This window comes from Streptococcus sp. F0441, assembly GCF_000314775.2.
Taxonomy (GTDB): Bacteria; Bacillota; Bacilli; order Lactobacillales; family Streptococcaceae; genus Streptococcus.
Genome location: NZ_KB373321.1, coordinates 1,911,030 through 1,931,049, shown reverse-complemented (window position 1 = coordinate 1,931,049; position 20,020 = coordinate 1,911,030). Strand labels below are relative to the sequence as shown.

The 20,020-nt window shown below is 39.1% G+C and carries 10 protein-coding genes; all 10 read left to right on the top strand.

The genetic code is table 11. The features are described 5' to 3' along the window. Positions 1–5,502: a PBECR4 domain-containing protein gene (locus HMPREF9188_RS09535; protein WP_009730738.1), complete on the top strand. Its 5,502-nt coding sequence runs from the start codon at positions 1–3 to the stop codon at positions 5,500–5,502. Positions 5,503–5,663: 161 nt separating this feature from the next. Then, the gene (locus tag HMPREF9188_RS09530) at positions 5,664–7,409 is read left to right on the top strand and encodes a type IA DNA topoisomerase (protein WP_009730737.1); all 1,746 of its coding nucleotides are present in this window, start codon (positions 5,664–5,666) and stop codon (positions 7,407–7,409) included. A 2-nt stretch (positions 7,410–7,411) separates the two neighbouring features. After that, a complete protein-coding gene (locus HMPREF9188_RS09525; RefSeq protein ID WP_009730736.1) occupies positions 7,412–9,262 on the top strand; it encodes an AAA family ATPase in 1,851 nt (616 codons plus the stop codon). A 92-nt stretch (positions 9,263–9,354) separates the two neighbouring features. After that, the gene (locus HMPREF9188_RS09520) at positions 9,355–9,693 is read left to right on the top strand and encodes a hypothetical protein (RefSeq protein WP_009730735.1); all 339 of its coding nucleotides are present in this window, start codon (positions 9,355–9,357) and stop codon (positions 9,691–9,693) included. A gap of 13 nt (positions 9,694–9,706) precedes the next feature. Continuing rightward, complete coding sequence (locus HMPREF9188_RS09515; protein ID WP_009730734.1) at positions 9,707–10,780, top strand: hypothetical protein; 1,074 nt, start codon at positions 9,707–9,709, stop codon at positions 10,778–10,780. 16 nt (positions 10,781–10,796) lie between these two features. Continuing rightward, a complete protein-coding gene (locus HMPREF9188_RS09510) occupies positions 10,797–11,603 on the top strand; it encodes an LPXTG cell wall anchor domain-containing protein (protein ID WP_009730733.1) in 807 nt (268 codons plus the stop codon). Positions 11,604–11,629: 26 nt separating this feature from the next. Next, positions 11,630–15,919, top strand: a complete 4,290-nt coding sequence (locus tag HMPREF9188_RS09505; RefSeq protein ID WP_009730732.1) for an SspB-related isopeptide-forming adhesin — start codon at positions 11,630–11,632, stop codon at positions 15,917–15,919. A 76-nt stretch (positions 15,920–15,995) separates the two neighbouring features. Next, entirely contained in the window at positions 15,996–16,433 is a 438-nt protein-coding gene (locus HMPREF9188_RS09500; RefSeq protein WP_009730731.1) for a single-stranded DNA-binding protein, read from the top strand. A 171-nt stretch (positions 16,434–16,604) separates the two neighbouring features. Further along, the gene (locus tag HMPREF9188_RS09495; protein ID WP_009730730.1) at positions 16,605–16,850 is read left to right on the top strand and encodes a hypothetical protein; all 246 of its coding nucleotides are present in this window, start codon (positions 16,605–16,607) and stop codon (positions 16,848–16,850) included. Positions 16,851–16,854: 4 nt separating this feature from the next. Next, positions 16,855–19,983, top strand: a complete 3,129-nt coding sequence (locus HMPREF9188_RS09490) for a VirD4-like conjugal transfer protein, CD1115 family (protein ID WP_009730729.1) — start codon at positions 16,855–16,857, stop codon at positions 19,981–19,983. The last annotated feature ends 37 nt before the right edge of the window (positions 19,984–20,020 follow it).

Sequence of the window (20,020 nt, the reverse complement as noted above, 5' to 3'; positions counted from 1 at the left end):
ATGACAGAACAAGAATCAAGACGTGGGAAAACTCGTAGAGAACGTGTTGAATTTGCACGTTCTAGAGATATTTTGGATGTTGCAAACGAGCTCCAGATGGAGCTGGTTCGATCTGGACGAGACTATCGATGGAAAGAACATGATAGCCTAATTATATCGCCTGATAAGAATTTATGGAAATGGTTCTCCAGAAATACAGGAGGAGATGCGATTTCTTTAGTTGAAACGATAAAGGAAGTGGATTTTAACCAATCTGTAGATTTTTTAAATGATGGAAATTTTAAAGAGTTTCAAATGGTTGAAAGAGCTCAAGAAGATTTTAAATACTATCTTGAAAAATATGAGCAGCCGTTTTCAGCTGGAAGAGATTATCTACGGAATCAACGTGGGCTATCAGACGAAACGATTGATTATTTTTTGGAACAGGGTGTTTTAGCCCAAGCTAACGCCAAACTTGACTACTTTGCGGAAGGCAATGATGGAGTTACAACAAATGCGATTGAGCCAGTTATTGTCTTCAAGTCCCTTTCTTCTTCAGGTGAAGTTGTTGGAGCCTCTTTACAAGGAATACAGGAGAATTGGGAGAAGTGGCCAAAACATGGATATGCTAAAGTGATTATGAAAAACTCCGATCCTATGACAGGTATTCATGTTGATATTGGCAGTCCAAAACGATTGATTTTTACTGAGAGCCCAATTGATTTAATGTCCTACTATGAATTGCACAAAGATAGTCTTCAGGACGTCAGATTAGTTTCTATGGATGGTTTGAAAGAATCAACTATAGGCCGTCATCTATCTCAAATTCAAGCTGAAATATCAGGAAAACCGCTAAGATGGACACCTGAACAATTAGCGGACGGACTTCAAGTAGCTATTGATCATCACTTTTTTGAAGATGGGAAAAATGCGGATTTGATTACTCTAGCTTTAGATAATGATGAAGCAGGTAGAACATTCATTCAAGAATTGGAGGCAAAAGGAGCTGTTATCAATTCAGATCTACCAGAACTAAAACCAGGACAAGATAAAACGGACTGGAATGATGTTCTAAAGAATCAACAGGAAGAAAAGCCTGACAACAGTCGTCTTGCCCAGGCACGTCGAAAATTGGAACGACTAAGGGATGAACAAGACGAGGCTATTTCAAGGGCTTATTCTCACCAAGCGCTAACAAATGGGCAACCCATGAATGATAAGCGAGGAGGTGCTAGCTTTAAACGTAAGCAAGAACAAATAGAAGATCAAGTCTTCTCAAAGATGGATGAGATTAGGCAACAGGAAGAGCGAGTAGAGCGCCTGGAGCACCAACAACATTTGAAAGAAATGGGGTTGAATCGTCAGGGAAGTGGTCTGGAGATGAGTGTTCAAAATATACCTAGAATCCGTGAAGAGTTAGAAAAAGCTAAACGTGGGGAGTCGTTCTTTACCAAAGCTACTCTCAAACGCTATCAAGAAGAGTTGACTAGACTTGAAGCCATATCTGAACAAATGGGTAAAACGAGCATTCAACCAGCAACTCAAGCCTTAATTGATGAGGGGCTAGTGAACCAGTGGCAAAAACAACCAAATACGTATTTTGTAAAAGGTTTACGAAGAGTTGCCCTGGAGTTGACTGAAGAAGGAGAGTTTCAATTATCTTCACAAACTAAGTATCATCCGAAAACAGATGAGGAAAGACTGAAGGTGGATGAATTACTTGCCAAACAAGGGCAAGAAAATGTAGGATTAACGCCCTCGAATCAGGAAAAAACAATCTCACCACAACCAGAGCCTGTTGAAAAAAATCAAGGCGAAGCAGGGTGGTTAGAAAAAAATTGGGACAATCTCACGTTTTCGATAGAAAATAAAAAAACAGTCGTCATTGATCCGACTAGTATAGATGAGATGGTTGAAGAAAAACAAACTCCAGAAAATCAAGAATCTATTGTCAATACAGAGGAGAATGCTGTGAGATTGATGAGCTATGAAGAGGTAAAACAGGAAAACGAAGCATTAACAAAGAGTTTAAATAATCGGATTCAATCTGGAGAATTATCAATTGAATTTGCCCCAGATTTCTATCTATATGATGTCTTTGCGAAGTTAGGAAATAGCCATCCTATTAAATACCTCAACGCTAAACGAATGGAAGTGTTGTCTCCTATTCATTCACTTTTGACCTCTCTTGATGATCAAACGACTGATTTATACAAGAAAAAAGGGACTCCTGAGCAAGATTCCTTGTATCAAGCATTGAAACCTCATCAGAGAACTTTGGGAGTAGATATTTCAACCCGATTTATTGGTGAACTTGCAATTGCAGCCTACAATACCAACAAGCAGATAGAAAGCCTTTCAAGTGACAGTTTTGGCGTCTATTATGATGAAAGAACTCTTGATAATCTATCACAATCGATTGAGCGAATGTTGGAGTATCCATTGATTGAATCGGGTAAAAGAGACTTTACCTTTGGTTTTGTGACAACACCAAATACGCTGTACCACTATCTGGAAGAACAAGAGGGAGAAGTGGTTTTAAACCGTGAATTGTTGGATAACCTGATGTCACGTCTTGATACTCAGCCCATTAAGATAATAGAGGCTTCAGAAGAAAAAGAAAAAGCCCCTGAGAAATCTCAAGAGCTAGATATGATTTTTGAGCAACAAAAAAACGAGAGGACCAGTGGTAGTCTGGGGTCTTTACAGCCCGAAGCTGAAGGCAGTCCCACACCCGTACCAAAAGCTGGCACCTTTGAACGCTCTGTTACCAGTCGTCCTACGACATCCTCTCATTTACTTTATTTTACCATAAATGAAGAGTTTCAGTCAAGTAACGATGGCTACTATCACTCTATTTCCTTAGATGAATTAACTAAATTGAATCGTCCAATCCGTCGACTAGCTTTGCAAAATGCAGCACAGTATTATTTGGATGAGTTGGCCAACTCAAAGATTTATTATGTTACCCCTGATAAGACTGTACAAGTTCATTTTGAAGAAAAGCACTTCATGCACCTAACAGGAATTAAACCAATTGCATTAGGGCAGACACCCGAGAAAACTTTACATGATTTTGCAGAAGGAAATGGGCATTTTGATAATATTTTATTGGCTAATAATGATGCAGCTTTTGACAAACTAAAGGTCTTATCAGATCTTTCAGTAGCAACAGAAAGTACATCTTTCTATTTTGATGATTTAACTGATCTTAGGCGATATGATGGACGTTTTGATAGTCTTATAAAGTCTGATGATAAAGATATTATCTTGTTATTCAAAGAGTTAGAGGAAGAAAACTATATTCCAATATCAGTTTTTAAGTCTCGGACAAAACTTACCAAGGAACTGGAGACGGTAGATAAAACACCTATTCTTGGCGTATTCCGTGAACGTGATGGCCAGATTGAACAGCTATCGATTAATGAGGAATATGTTAAAGATGGTGGCGAGGAAATGTTATCTATCTTAAAAAATAAGCAGTATGAGGAGGTTTCTGAAGAACCTGAACCACCAGCTCCAGAGAATACACTGAATAACTCCCTACTTGATGCGAATAAGTTTACTCAAGTCTTAGATACTGTCTATAATTTAGGTGTGCCAAATGACATCTCAAAAACTCCAGAAGAATTTCATCAAGCCTGGAATCATTATCTTGACTATGCGAAGCAGTACAATGGTGAATTTGATCAGATTGTGGCTGCAGCTGGAGAAGATCATCTCCTAGATACAAATTCAGATTTTTATAGAGAGTGGAAACAAGATCATATTTATAAGGAAAACTACCATGTTCGTCTTCAATGGTCTGAGGATCGCCCAGATGGGCCTAAATTGCCCTTTAAAGAAACTGAGCTGATATCTTATCAAGATTTCGCTAGGGAGCTATATAAGGCCAATCAGGACTTTTATCCAATTCATCAAGAAGGAATGAAACAAGTAACTGCAGGCAATACTGAAGGCTATATCCCTCCTACCAAAATTAAGTTTGATGTTTATGCCCCAGGTGGGAAAGTGATTAAAGAGGGAATTCGATATGATGTTGGAGATGAGACTAAACCAATTTCACAAATGCTAGGGTTAGGATATCGTCGACTCAACGGTCAATCTGAACTAGCATCGATGGATGAAGAAATTCTTTCTCAGCTGGAAAATAGAGTGGTGAATAAGGAAATTTCTCAGGAAGCAAATGAATCGTCTCGATTGATAGAAGAAGGAGAAGGTCAAACTCCTGATACAAGAAAAACGGTAGCTTTTCAATCTTCTAAGCAAGAAACTAAAACTAATTTGCTTCAGCGTGTAGAGGAGATTCTGAAAGAGGAATCTATTTCGGATTTGGAAACCCCTGAAGTAAACTCAAGTAGTATTGATTATGCTGCTTTAACGCCTCATGAATTGAGTGAGGTTGCTTTTCAAAAAGTGAGAGAGTACACAGAAACACCAGAACGGTTAGAAGAGTATCTGAGTTTTATGAGTAAGTTTCCAGAACTCTCACCTAGAAATGTAGCGTTAATTCAGGAACAGTGGCCAGGAGCGAATGCAGTCGCAACCTATAATCAATGGCAATCGATGGGGGATGTTCTTGGGATTACTTCAGATCAGGTATTTGAAACTAGAAATACCTATACCAATAAAAAAACAGGTCGAACAAAAGAAGTTGTCCATAACAATCTTTCAGTTAAAACAGGAGAAAAATCACATATTACCTTGTTTAGACCTATGATGGTTGAAATGATTCCTGTATTGGATGAAAATGGGAACCAGGTAAAAAACGGAAAAGGCAATCCAAAATATAAAAGACTTTCTGAAGCGACACCTGAAGAAAAAGTTTTAAAGAAAGAAGGAAAGTTAAAATCTCGCTTCTTCCAGGAAAGAGATTCAAATACTGGCTTGGCTAAATTCGCTACGTATAAAGTATTTGAGTTGTCTCAAACAACCTTGAAGCCTGAATTTTATCCAAAAGCGATGCCAAATCGTCACTATGACTTTAATATGGATCATATTCGCACGAAAGAGGTGCTAGAGGGGCTTTCAGACTATGCTAAGAACATTGGGGTAACAATCTATCAAGACGATGCAAAAGAGTTGAGGAGTGCGAAGGGAGCTTTTTATCCAGATGAACAAAAGATACTTTTGAATCCAGATAATACTCCTGGAGAAGTCGTTGCAACAACCATTCATGAGTTGGCGCATGCTAGTCTACATAATCCTAAATTTGCTAACTCATATAAGGAGGATGTCTCAAAAGATCGTAGAGAACTTGAGGCTGAGATGACAAGTTATCTCGTTTCTAAGCATTTTGGGTTAGATACCTCTGAGAAAGCCATTCGCTATATGGCAATTTGGACTGATAATTTGACCTCTCTTGACGATCAACAACTAGCGCAGTCTATGAAACGTATTCATGGAACAGTCTCAAAAATTGTAAAAAGTGTTGAACAACATACAAAGCCTTACCAGTTAAACAGACAGGTGGTACAAAATCAAAATTTTATCCAAAGCCCAAAGAAGGGGCTTAAAGTCTAGAAAGAGTGCTCTTTAAGAGCCTCTTTTTTGTGTATAAAGTTATATAACTTTATGTACTGTTTTTTGATACCAACTCACTCTATTTTTTGTTGATGTCCCTTTACAAAAGATTTTTTAATTATGGCTTACAATGACAGAAAATGAAGTAGAAGGAGAATGATATGGTTATAGTTATTCTGGCTGAAAAAGAGAAACAGGCAGAAGCTTACGCTACAGCTTTGGGACAATTTAGTAAAAAGAAAGGTGTCTATGTCATTAGGCATTCACCCTATTTCCCAGCTGAAGTACATGTGGTGGCTGCTGAAGGGCACCTATTTGAATATAGTGAACCAGACAATTGGTCGCTTGATAAATTACCTCTTACAAACGTTTCATTTAAGCAACATCTGAAAGAGGACAAGGATTCAAGAGAAAAATTTAAGAGAATCTATGATGAAGTGGTAACAGCAGATCAAGTGATTATTGGGACGGATGCTGATAGAGAAGGAGAGCGGATTGCGTACTCTATTTTATCGCACATACCAGGGGGGAAGGAGAAAATTTGGAAACGTCTTTGGGCAAGCTCCATGACAAAGAAAGCTCTTCAAAAAGCTTTTCAGGAATTGAAGGAACCTTCAGAAACCTATAATTACTATTTGGAAGCTGAAGCACGTGCACAAAGTGATTGGTTGGTAGGAATGAACTTATCACCTCTTGCAACTCTTGATCTTCAAGCAAGAGGACAACTCCCTCGAACAAAAGGTAGCCACCTATCGGTTGGCCGAGTTCAAACACCAGCGGTCAGACTAGTTTGTGAAAATGATTTAGCAATCCGCAACTTTACCCCAGAAAAATATTGGAAGCTTCAGCTGGAGGATAATAAAAATGGGGTGTTCTTTACGACCAAAGATAAAACTAAAGATAGTGAAGCTATTTTAGCCTCTTCAAGGGGATTATCAACTACCTCTGTTGTTTCTTCAGTTGAGGTAGAAAAACATCAGAAATCAGCTCCACAACTATTTACCTTGTCTGAATTACAAAGTTTTGCAGCAAGCGCCTGGAAATTTGACTCAAGTAAAACAGAGAGCATTGTTGAGGGACTGTATTTGGAAGGTTTTCTCTCCTATCCACGACCAGACTCAGAATACATCAATCATTTTGAATTTGACGATTTAAAAGAAAATCTATCTGCCTATCAAAAAGCTATTAATTGTCATTTTCAGCCAGCGTTTTTGGATCCTAGAGAAAATTATGTTAATGATGAAAAAGTTTCTGGCACGAGCCACTCAGCCTTGATTCCGACTGAAAGAATTCCAAACCTTTCAAATTTAAAAACTGATCAACGACTGATTTATGAAGCAGTTGTGAAGCAGGCGATCTTGATGTTTGCGGATGATTGTTATTATTCAACCAAGACTATTGAAGTAAAGAATAATGGTCTTGTTTTTAAAACAAAGGGTAGAACGCTTCATAAATTAGGATGGGCTGAATGGAGTTCACGAAAGGTACGAGGTCCTGTTGAAGTTCCTGATTATAAAGTGGGAGATAAAGTTGATACGCAGGTTCAGATTGTAGGGGGTGAAACAAAACCACCTAAACGATTAACTGAAAGCCAATTAATTGGCCAAATATTTCCTAAATATGGCTTGGGAACCCAAGCCACTAGAGGAGAAATCATTAAAAAAATTCAGAGCAAGGGCTATGTTGTTAAAGATAAAAAAACAGGTCAACTAACTCCTACCAACAAGGCCTATTTACTGATCAATTATCTCTATGACAATGAGTTTTCTGATCCAGAGACAACAGGAGGCTGGGAAATGTTTCTATCTCAGATAGGAGAAGGGACAATCAATCCACGAGAATTTGTGGATGCGATAAAAGATAAGCTTACTCTTCAAATCAAAGAAGTAAAAGAGAGAGGTGATTAAGTGTGACTACTGAAGAAAAGAAAAAAACCCCCTATTTAGATCGTTATACAGATAATTTGACAGAAAAAGTTTCAAAAAAAGCAGAAGATTATCAGGTGTACGGACGTGATAAAGAAGTAGAAGCTGTTCAGACCACTCTTCTCAGACGAACTAAGAATAATCCTATTTTGGTAGGAGAAGCTGGGGTTGGAAAAACAGCTATTGTTGAAGGATTTGCTTTAGCCATTTTAAGAAACCAGGTATCTCCCAAATTAAAAAACTTGACCGTGCGATCTCTGGAACTATCTAGTTTAATGTCAGATGAGGATGGAGGGTTTATTGTTAAGTTTAAAAAAATTATTGAGGAGATGGTCGAGACCAAAGGAGAGAATCTTCTCTTTATTGATGAATTTCATACTATTGTTGGTGCTGGTGGTTCAGATAAGGGCGCTTTGGATGCTGGAAATATTATTAAACCAGTTTTGTCACGTGGTGAGATGCAATTGATTGGCGCAACTACATTGGATGAATTTCATGAATATATCGAAATGGATCGAGCGCTTGAGCGAAGGATGCAGCCAATTATGGTTTCTGAACCTACAACTACTCAAGCGATTGAAATTCTTGAACAAGCTAAAACTATTTATGAAAACTTTCACCAGGTGTCTATTAGCTCTGAAGCTGTAAAACAAGCTGTACTTCTATCTGTTCGCTACATACCTGATCAATTTTTACCTGATAAAGCCTTTGACTTGATAGATGAAGCAGCGACTATTTGTTCTACAAATGGATTGGTTCATGTCGGAAAGCAAGAAATTGCAGAGGTGCTGAAAAATAAAACAGGTATTCCTGTTACGACGATTTTGAAAGGTGACAAGGAAAGACTTGACGGTTTAAAAGAAAAGCTATCACGACGTGTTAAAGGCCAAGATGAGGCTGTAGAGGCTGTTGTGGATGCTATAACTGTTGCACAAGCTGGTTTACAGGATCAAAGAAAGCCCCTATCCTCCTTTATGTTTCTAGGAACTTCTGGGGTTGGTAAAACAGAGCTTGCTTTGGCACTAGCAGAGGGAATGTTTGATGATGAAGAGGCAATCATTCGCTTTGATATGTCTGAGTATAAACAAAAGGGAGATATCACAAAGCTGATTGGCGATCGTCAAACTAGAACGAAAGGACAATTGACTGAGAAGGTTAAACAAAAACCTTATAGCGTTATTCTGATCGACGAAGTGGAGAAAGCACATTCAGAAGTTGTAGATTTATTTTTGCAGGTGCTTGATGCAGGGCGCTTGACTGATTCAACTGGAAGGCAAGTGAGCTTTAAGAATACGATCGTCATTATTACTACGAATATTGGTTCTGAAAAAATTATTAAGCAATATGAATTGAAAGGGAATTTTAAAAAACTAACAGATAGGGATAAAGTTCAGTTTGAAAAGAGCATGACGTTGGAGTTGGAAACTAAATTCCGACCAGAATTTCTCAATCGAATTGAATATAAATTGATTTTCAACATGTTAGACGAGAAAGTGAATAAGGAAATTATTGTCAAACAACTATCAGAAATTCAAGAAAGAATGAAGAATCAACAGTTGACTCTCTCTTATGAAGAAAGTTTGGTTACTTATTTATTGGATGTAGGAACCAATATAAAGGATGGGGCACGGCCACTGGAAAGAGTGATTAAACATAAAGTTCTCCCTTTAATTTCTAAAGAGTTTCTGAACTTATCTGATCACAATCAAGAGTATCATTTTCATCTTTGGGTAGAAGGTGATGCACCAGATGAGCATCACCGTGAAGATAAAAGAAAAATATTATTCGATGTTGAAACTGAAAAGACGTCATTTGGTGAAGCATTATTTTCTTAAAATTCACCTTAAAAAAAATGATTGTCCCTTTAAAAAATTTTTTTCAATTATCTATTATACTAACGTTGTCAAAAAAACAAAGGAGGATTTCTATGAAAAATTATTTGACAAGACAACTTCAGCAAGTAAAAACAAAATCACAGATGTTTTTATTGAGCCTTTCCCTGTTTCTAACAGGATCTACAGTCTATGCGGACGATCCATTTGCTAAGTCGGATAACTTGGCGAAACAAGGAATTACAAAAGTTCAGCTAGTCAGTGTTGCGCTATTTGGTCTAGCTGCCGTTGTCACTTCGCTCATTTATGCGTTTGGTGGACGAGAGTTAAAAGCCTCAATGAAAAAAAATTGGATTTCAATTGCAATTGCAATTATTGGTGTTTCTGCAGGTCCAAGTATCATTGAATGGATTTTTGATTTTGTGAAAAATTAAGGGGTGGTGATATATGGCTTTTGCGCTCTTTAATAAAGGTCGCTGTACGATTGCAGATGACTTATTTCTAGAAATCACCTGGGAAGATGGAAGAGGTCCAGAGGATGATATTGAGTTGCTTGATATTATCGAGGGATTGGATCATCTTTCTGATTTTTCTCAGCCGATTGCAAAAAGTTTGCCCTACCTAACATTTCAACAAGCCGAGTTGTTATTTAGAGAGTTGAAACAGGTGTATGGACGGTTTCAGCTGAAAAAAGTAGCAATTGCCCATCTGGAAGGAAAAAGCGTGGTGACAGAAGGTGAGGTTTATGCTAGTCCATTCCTCATTACTGAAGACTATGAAAACCTCTTGCTCCCTCTCATTCAAGCGATACTTACTCGCTCTGAATTTGCGAATTATAGCTATCAAGAAAAAAGGGAGTATTTTGAGAACCAGATTTATCCTGTATATAAACAAAGTTTGGGATTATCCGATTCTTCTCTTCCGCTTTTTCCAGCTGAAGGTGAGACAGAGGCTGTTTCACAACCAAATCGTCCATCACATGATCTAAAAGCAGGAGGTCAAATAACTGTTGCCCCTCCTATTGCTCAAAAGCAGTCAGTTTCCCTGAAGAAAATTTATCTATTTTTAGGTGGTTTGGGAGTGTTGTTAGTAATAAATATCATTTGCGTATTTTTTGCTTTCGCTCAACTATCAAGCCAGTCCGAAAAAGTAAATTTCTTATACCAGGAACAAAAAAATACTCAACTTATCATTTCAACGAAAAATGAAGTTGATGTATTTAGCCGTTATTTCTTACCTTCTTATTACTCGGGCAAAAAAGAAAACCTAGTAGATTTTCTTTCTGAAGGTGATGCAAAATTTACCAAACCGAAAGAAGGAATTTTACAGTCCGTTATTTTAGAGAAATTGAATTATGATTCAGAAACTCAAAGATATACGGTTTCCTATATCCTGTCTGTCAAAAGAGGGGATAAATCATCTAGCGTTAGATTAACTTTTGATGTAAAAGCTTCTGATTCTTCAAAATATGGATTTGTTGTAGAAACAGAACCAAAAGAATCAAATTATCTTAAAAATTAGAAAAGGAAAAATCAAAATGAACAAGAAACAAGTATTAGCTACACTAGCACTTTCAACTATCGCACTTGCACAAGCTGGTTATGTATCAGCAGACGAACTTGCACCAATTGATTCTTCAGCTCCAACAACAGAAGTAGTTACGCCAACAGTACCTAGCGCTTCAACAGAAACAGAGGCTCCAGCAGTTCAGCCAACAGAGCCTTCAGTTACTCCAGTTGATCCAACAACTCCCTCAGACAAGGATAACGCAGGAAGCCTTGACGGAGTGCCAGCTGATAAACCAGCACCTTCAGACAAGCCACAGGACAAGGATAATGCAGGTAGCCTCGATGGTGTTCCAACACCATCAGATAAACCACAAGACAAAGACAACGCAGGAAGCCTTGACGGAGTGCCAGCTGATAAACCAGCACCTTCAGACAAGCCACAGGACAAGGATAACGCAGGTAGCCTTGATGGAGTCCCAGCTGAAAAGCCAAAAACAACAGATGAGGCCAATGAGCAAGGAAAATCACAAATTGGAACTACTTCAACTTCAACAGGTCAAGTGGTGCATGATGTAACAAAAGAACCAGTTGAAACGAATACAGGAGCTTCAATTGTTAGCACTCAAAGCGGAAACGTAGTCCTTTCAGATGGCTCTGTAGTAGCTCCTGAAGAGGTCGGTGGAACAGTTAACGAAGATAAGACTATCTCTGTTACTGACAAAGATGGGAAGCTCAAAACTCTTCCAAATACAGGAACGGCAGAAAGCATTCTGGGTGCTATTGGGGCTATGTTGTTGACGGCAGTCAGCTACGTCTACAAGAAGAAAATGTTTTAAGGTGAAATGGAAAGGGAAACAATTAAATGACAGAAAAAACACAAGGACACGGATATTTCCGTAAGAAAAAATGGGCTAAAGGCTTAGTATCAGGAATTGCAGTTGCAGGTATTGTAGCCTTCTCTGCAGGTTCTGTATTGGCGGATGAAGCAGTACAGCCTGAAACTAAAAACGACAACAACGCATACGCTAAACAAGCTGGCAAAACAACAGGAAGCCAGTCTGTAGCGATTGATAATGGAGCAGTCACAAAGGCTGCTGACAATGCCAAAAAAGCTGGAGTAGTTGTATCTGAAACATCAAGCATTGATAAGGGAACAGATACCACTGCTCCAAAACTTGAACAGTCTAAGTCTGAGATTAAACAAGATCAGGACAAGCAAGTCAAGGAACTGGAAGAAACGACTACAAAACAAGTCAAAAACAATGAAGCCTTCCAGGAGGCGCAAGAAGCTATTCACGCTAACAATCAATTTGTAGCGGATGAAAAAGCCAAGCATGAAGGAGCAACAACTGTCACAGTGACGAATGACGGTTCGACTGCCACAGATGGTTCAGCAGACCAAAACAAGAAAGCTATTCAAACAGCTAAACAGGTCTTGTCAGATAACCAACAAGCAGTAACAAAATACCTGGGTGAAAAATCTAACTATGATGCTACTGTTGAACAAGCTACTGCTCTAAACAAAGCGGTAGAAAGCGCATCTGAACAGCTGAAGAAAGAAAAGGTTGACGTTAAAGTCGTTACACGTACGGTCTCTTCAGTCGCAGAAGTAGAAGCATTGAAGAAACAAAATGACCAGGCTATTGCGACTGCAAAAGGCAAAGTGGAGCTTAACAAAGCCCTGATGGCTGCCTACACAGAGAAGAAGAATGCTAGTGATCAAGTCAATCAAGATGCTGATCGTAAGTCAGCGGATTTGAAAAATTCTGGTGTACTTTTAACTTCTAAAACACAGGAAGTTTCTTCAGTAGATGAAGCCAACAAAATTGCCAAACAAAACCAAACGGCCTTTGATAAAGCTAAGCAGACCCAGGCTGAATGGCAGAAGAAATACAATGAACTTCAATCTAAAACAAGTACGGAAGGGTTCACAAAAGAGGTTGTCTTACAGGCTCTAAGTCTTGCAACAGCTAATCCTGAAGCAACAGTAGAGTCCTCTGCTTCAGGAGCGCAGGTAACTACTAAAGATTACATCGCTTCATCAAATGGAACATCAGGCTATACTCGTGTTCTTGACTCGACTAAAGTCTTGAAATACAAAGATGTGGGCAATGGATGGAAAACAGAAATTGACTACACTAATCTGAAAGGTTTGACTGTTTCAACTGCAGATGGTAAAAAGCATGATATTTCTCGTATCCATCGAAAATTCGAGCTTCTTAATCAAGGGAAGACAGGATTGAATGATGTCTATGTCTTGAATGATCCAACAGAAGGATTCGTAGTAGCTCGTAACGATGGAACAGGTGGAGCTGCGGACTACATGAATTTCCTGGTTACAGATACTTACTACTACAATGAGGACGGCAAAGAAGTAGCTTTCAAGGCTTCTGAAAAGACACCTGCAGCCTTAACTTACTCGTCTCTGAACCACAATCCTATCGGTTGGGAAGGTGCAAAAGCTATCAATGGTACCCATGTTGAAATCAATGGCTCAACTGTTACTCAAAACAAGGATTATGGATATGTTTATGCAGAAGACTATAACCGTGAGGAAGAGGTAGGTCATCTTTGGGATACTTCATCCTCAGCGTATCAGTACAAGGGAGCAGCATTAGGTGTGTTCAAACAAGGAACAACCTTTACAACCGAATTTATCCAATGGGACGGCCCTGCAGAGTCAAATGGTCAAACTTACTGGTTTGCTTTGAATACGAAGGTTGTAGCACCAGTTGTTGAAGTTCCAACTACGGCAACTATCGTAAAAACAACTGTGAAACCTGTCAAAACTGACCCTGTATCAGCTGAATTGGTCAAAGCGAAAAATCCAGCCAAGCCAACCTTGGCGCTTAAAACTCTTTCTGAAACCAAAAATCAGAAATTATCTGCAAGCTACCACGGCTACAAATTGCAGTATAAGCCAGTTGTCAGAAAATCTGTAGCAGACACAGATAAGACCAACACAGATGGTAAAACGGTAGCTAAAAACGCTACTCAGCTTTATACATTGACCCATGACAATATCTATGCGAACCTGAAAAAAGGGGACAAGATTACCATCATTGATCCACTCGAAGCTGGAGCAGTTCCTGATGTAGCTGTCACAAAAGCAGCGGCAGAGAAAGCAGGATGGACTGTTTCATATAATGCAGGAAAGAACACATATACCTTTACTGCTACCTATCAAGGAAAACGCCTAGAAGCTCCAGTGATTACCTGGAAGCCAATCTATGATAAAGGATTTTACGATAATACCTACAAGGTTTTAGTAAACGACTATGAAGTTTTCTCAAACCCTGTTACGAACTACACACCGAAACCACCAAAACCAGTCAAAGCTGTCCTGGATCGTTCTGGTAAGAATATAAACGGGGCGACAACATTTGATCGCAACGTGACTTTCCGATTGATGACAGATTACAGCCCTTACACCAAAACACTTGCTTCAACACAAGCGATTGGTAAGAAGTTTGCTATCCTGGATGATGTTCAAGACAATGCCTTCACAGTTGACCACAGCAAGATCAAGATGACTGCTGCAGGACAAGATGTGAAAGATCTCTTTGAGATGCATCACGTCCTTTCAGACAAAGGACGTACAGATGCAATCAATAAGATTCTGAAAGAATTAAACTTGAACCCTAAAGGTGAGTTCTATCTTTGGACACCGAAGAACTCTCAGAGTTTCTACCAAAATTACGTGAAGCGAAATAAAAACGTGACGATTGATCTTCCAGCTAAGCTTCTGGTTAAAGCAGGGGAAATCGTGAAGAACGATTTTAAACAGATCGATTTTGGTAATAGTTATCAGTCAAATCTTGTAACAGTTGAAGTTCCTAACGTGAAACCCGAAAAGCATGCGCTTGATAGAACAGGTAAAAAGGTTCTTGATGGCAAAGAAGTTCAATTAGGCGACTATATCCAGTATTTTCTTAACGGTGTTACTGTTCCAGAAAAACATGATACGTTGTACCAATATGACGGTTTGGATAAACTCGATACGAAGCATGATCGCTATACTGGTAATTGGAAAGGTATCATCAAGGGTACAGAATATACAGCAGAAAAAGAGCTTGTGTTGCCTTATGACGTGACATTGAAAAATGGTAAGGTTATCAAAGCAGGGGATAAGATTGCCAAAGGTAGCACTTATGCCTTTACATTTGAGTTTAACCAAGGTACCAATTCAGAGTTCATCAAGAAACTTGTGACTGTTAAGTGGGATGCCAAAGGTGGTCAATGGTCTTACGTTATCAATCAAGACTTCCTTAACTCCCTAGGAGTGAAAGGAACATTTGATGCTGACTTCTACATCGAGGTTGAGCGTATTGAAACTGGTGATAAGATTGAGAATACCTTCATCAATATTGTCAATAAACAAGAAATGACCGCTAAGGTTATTACTCGTACACCAGAACCACCTAAACCAAAACACCCAGAAAAACATGCGCTTGATAAAACAGGTCAGAAAGTTCTTGACGGTAAAGAAGTTCAAATGGGTGAATTGATTCAGTACCTTCTTGACGGTGCAACTGTTCCAGAAAGACACCATACGTTGTACCAATATGACGGTTTGGATAAGCTCGATATGAAGCATGACCGTTATACAGGTAATTGGAAAGGTGTCATCAAGGGTACAGAATACACAGCAGAAAAAGACCTAACGTTGCCTTACGATGTTATCCTTAAGGATGGTAAGGTTATCAAAGCAGGTGATAAGATTGCCAAAGGTAGCTCTTATGCCTTTACCTTTGAGTTCAACCAAGGCACAAATTCTGAGTTTATCAAGAAACTTGTGACTATTAAGTGGAACGAGAAAACAGGGGTATGGTCTTATGTTATCAATCAAGATTTCTTGAACTCTCTAGGAGTTAAAGGTACCTTTGATGCTGACTTCTACATCGAGGTTGAGCGTATTGCAGCTGGAGAAGTTGAGAATACTTTTGTCAATATTGTCAATGGACAGGAAATGATTGCGAAGGTAACAACCCGCACTCCAGAACCTCCAAAACCAGAGCCTAAAGAACCAGGCAAGCCACAACCGCAGCCATCACTTCCAAATACAGGAACAGCAGCAAGCATGCTTCCAGTTGTGGGAATGATTTTGGGATTGTTGAGTCTTGCAGGCCTTCGTAGGTCGAAAGAAAACTAATTTGACGAACTAAAATGAAATGATGACCACAAGTTGAATAAAGACTCTCTTGTGGTCTTTATTGAAAGGAGAAAAAATGCAAGAATTTATTGCTTCTGGACGTGTTGCATTCATCCCAAGCGATGCAGTAGGTCGAACTCAAAACGGTCACGTCAGTTTTAAATTTGAGTTTGTTTGTGACTCTAGCATGACTGATGATACAAATAAACCAATTCCTAGTTTCTTCCATGTGCAAGTTTATGGGAAACAAGCGGAATTGATGGCTCAGAGCTTATCTAAAGGCTCTCCAATCCTCTTAAAAGGAGAAATTATCCAACGACCATATAATGATGAACAAGGTCAACGTCGGACGTATCAGTTTATTTCCCCAAGTCAACAAGGAGGAATCACTTTCCTTGAAAATAGGGAAGCATCAAACCGACGTAAGCAGGAACAACAAGGCTTTTCTCAGCCGACACCAAGTTCTATTCCTACATCCTATCCTGAACCAATAGATGCGGATTCCCCATTCTAAAGGGATTGAAAGCATACAAGAACACTTGTATGCTTTTTTTGTTGCTTATTTATTGTATAAAAAGTTATATAACTTATGATATAACAATATCTTTTGTCCCTTTAACAAAGAATTTGATATTATCCTTTAGAATAGAGGGGAATTAAGAGATAATAAGAAAGGAGTGCAACAATGGCAAGACAAAAATACAATTATCTGTCTGATGAATTGATTGCAGAATCTCTTCAGGTGACCAATTACTTAGAACAAAGTCGATCTAGTCGATTGAATGTTCTTCAGTTGGATGGGGAGAAATGGTTAGAAAGTTACTTTAACCGTTATGAGAAAGCCTCTCCAAGGCTACAGTTTCACATATTTCTCTTTTCGAGCTTCTATACTCGAAAAATGGAATGGTTCTTGGAAGGTGTAAGGGGGTAGTAGTTTGTTTGAGTTATTTGAAGTAGTGTTTTATACCCTTATCCAAGTGATTCGAGCCAGTTGGCTCAATACCTTCCTTTTTTTAGGAGTCGCAGGTTATTACCTATTCAAACTCTTCCAGCCGTATTTTTTAAGGCAGTATCAGCGGTTGCTAAAAAGCAAGAGTTTTCTTCAGCAGATTTTTAAAAGAGGTTGGAAAGGTCGCAAAGCGATTGATTGGGAACAGGTATGGAAGCAATCAGCCAGAGGGCTGTTCAAATGGGTAAAGTTATTGATTCCAAAAATCATTGCGCTTGTCTCCCTCATTCTTTGGAATATTCTCTTTCGAATTGTTTATATGATTCCCTTTGTAAAACAGGAACGAAAACGGTTTGATAAAGAAATGAAACCCATTCTTTATTTTAAAAGTTATCGTAGCTTCGTCTATATGGGATTAGGTTTTAGCTTTATTGCTTTTATCTTAACCAATTACCTGGTTACTGTTTTGAGGGCTACAATCCGCTTTCTCTACTTTAGTATTTGGTCGTTTAAAGATGCTAGTAAGGCCGTAAACTTTGACTTAAACAGCCTCTTGTTTCAAAGTTTATTGAATGTAAAAGTCTTTTGGATTGCCCCGATTTTAGCTTTTCCTCTCTTTCTGATGGGTCTAGTCCTTGCTTGGAAATCTGCTTGGATCAACTTTGAGCAGTTTCGTGACTACAACCATAATGAGGAGGGGGATGACCGTTTTGTGACGGTTGATGAAATTCGTCGTCAATACAAAAAGATTCCCAATAAAGCTCTAACTTATCCAGGTGAAGGTGGGGCTCCTGTATTTCATGAACTGACTCATGATTTGGCAGGACAAACACTCCGAACGCAAATGTTATGGCAAAATAAGACAATCAGTCGATACGTGACCAATGCGGAGCGCATTTTGGGCATGCAATCTTTTCCTTCGGGATATTATTACATTGAAGATAAGCCGACGAATCTGTTAGGGATTGGGATGACTCGCTCAGGTAAGGGGGAAGGTCAGATCACGACAGCGATTGATATCAACAGTCGTGCGGAGTTGCAGCCATCGCTAGTTCTGGCAGACCCGAAAGGAGAACACTACCAAGCCTCTTACAAAACGATGAGGCAACGTGGCTATGAAGTTGATGTGCTTTCTTTCCAAAATATGGATTGGTCTATGTCCTACAATCCTTTGGCTCTAGCTATTGCAGCTGCCAAGAAAGGTTACTATGAGAAAACGCAAACCTATGTCAATGCAGTTGCAGAATCCATTTTTCCCAAACAAAAAGGTGGTGAGAAGGGAAATGCGGAGTATTTTCGTAAGTCTTCTATATCCTTGTTTAACGCTCTTACAATGGCTTTGATGGATCGGGCTAATGAAACTTATCAAAATGGTGAAGACGATGCCTGGGATACCATTACGATCCCTAACGTTGCGAAATTCTTGGCGACAATGGGGTCTGAAGAAGTCTTTGTAGATGGTGCTGGTGAAATCGTTGAGAATCCAAGCCGAGAACAACAGGTATCCAAGAAGTCAAAAATCACAGTCTATTTTGATAATTTGAGACAAGTCAATCAAAAACAATTCTCGAAATTTAGACAAATGGCGGATATCGAATTTCGTGCTTCAGACTTTGGTGGTGATGAGACTAAAGGAAATGTCTACTCTAGCATGATGACAGGAATCAACCTGTTCTTGCAAGACAACGTGGCGAAGCTCACTTCCAAAAACTCGATTGATTTAGAGTCTTTTGCCTTCCCACGTCGATTGTCTGTTAAGTTGAGATCAAGCACCAACAGTCAATTAAAAAATGAGTTCAAGCATAAGACTGCTAGGGTAACCATTACAGGCTTGAAGAAATGGGGCAAAGTTGAAAAGCAAGTCGACTATGTGAAGCAAGCGACAGCTCTTATTGATGGAGAAGGCTATCTGACTTATGCCATCGAACCTAAACTTCCAGATCAGTTTACGGTTACGATTGATTTTAATCATAAGAAAAATGGTAAGTCTCCAGTTCGGGATCGGGTCTTCCAATTCTCAGCTGAAAAAGTCTATCGAAAAGATGGAGATAGTTTAGAACTAGATGAGTATACCAAGAAGCCGATTTTAGATCATATCGATGTAAGGGTTCTGAAGAGCAAAGAAGACACTCAAAATCTTCTCCAAGAGTCGGATATTGAACTGATTTACTCCGATAAACCAAGAGTCGTCTATCTGGTAACACCACCAAACCGAACAGAGTATAATGGGATTGTTTCTTTGTTCTTGGATCAGTTGTACAATGCCAACTATGACCTTGCCCTATCAAATGGGCGGAAATGTATCAATCGTATTCTCCATATCTTGGATGAGTTTACAAACATTCCAGCTATTCCTCACATGGATACGAAAATTTCTATCGGATTGGGACAAAACATTCTCTATTATCTTTGGATTCAAAACTTGGAACAATTGGTTAATGTCTATGGTGAAAATGTTGCGCAAACGATTCTGGATAACTGTTCATTGAAAGTTTACGTCAAAACGACGTCTCCAGATACCAATAAGAGATTTAGTGGGGAGTTGGGTACACGTACCATCACCAGAAGACGGCGCTCCAGCAATATCCTGGACGAAGCCAATCCAAATGTAGCTGTCGAGAATCCAAAACAAGAGTTGTTGACACCAACACAATTGGCCAAGCTTCAGGAGGGAGAAGCAGTTATCTTACGTGGGGTTAAAGGACGGGATAATGTTGGACGTAAGGTCACAACGGATCCAATCTTCGCACATGATAAGAACAGCTTCCCTTACAAGTACATGTTTTTACAAGAGGAGTTTGATACATCGATGACTCTTGCGGATATTCCAGTCGAAAGTGCACACCGTGAGCTAGAGCTCCAGGAAATAGCAGTTGATGCTGGTACAGCCTTCAACAACATCATAGACTGGAGGCAACGTTTGACCATGCCTCTCCTCAGCAACAATGGAGAAACTCCTAAACTATCAGGCCGTCACAGTAAAGGGCAAAAGGTACAATCCCAACCCTTTACTTCCACAGATGAATTATTCCAGGCAGCTGCAGCTAGTATTATTCACGGTGACTATGATTATTATGATGACGGAGACGACTTCTTTGCGGATGAAGTTATCTAAAAAGATGTACAATAAGTTATATAAACACTTGCAAGAA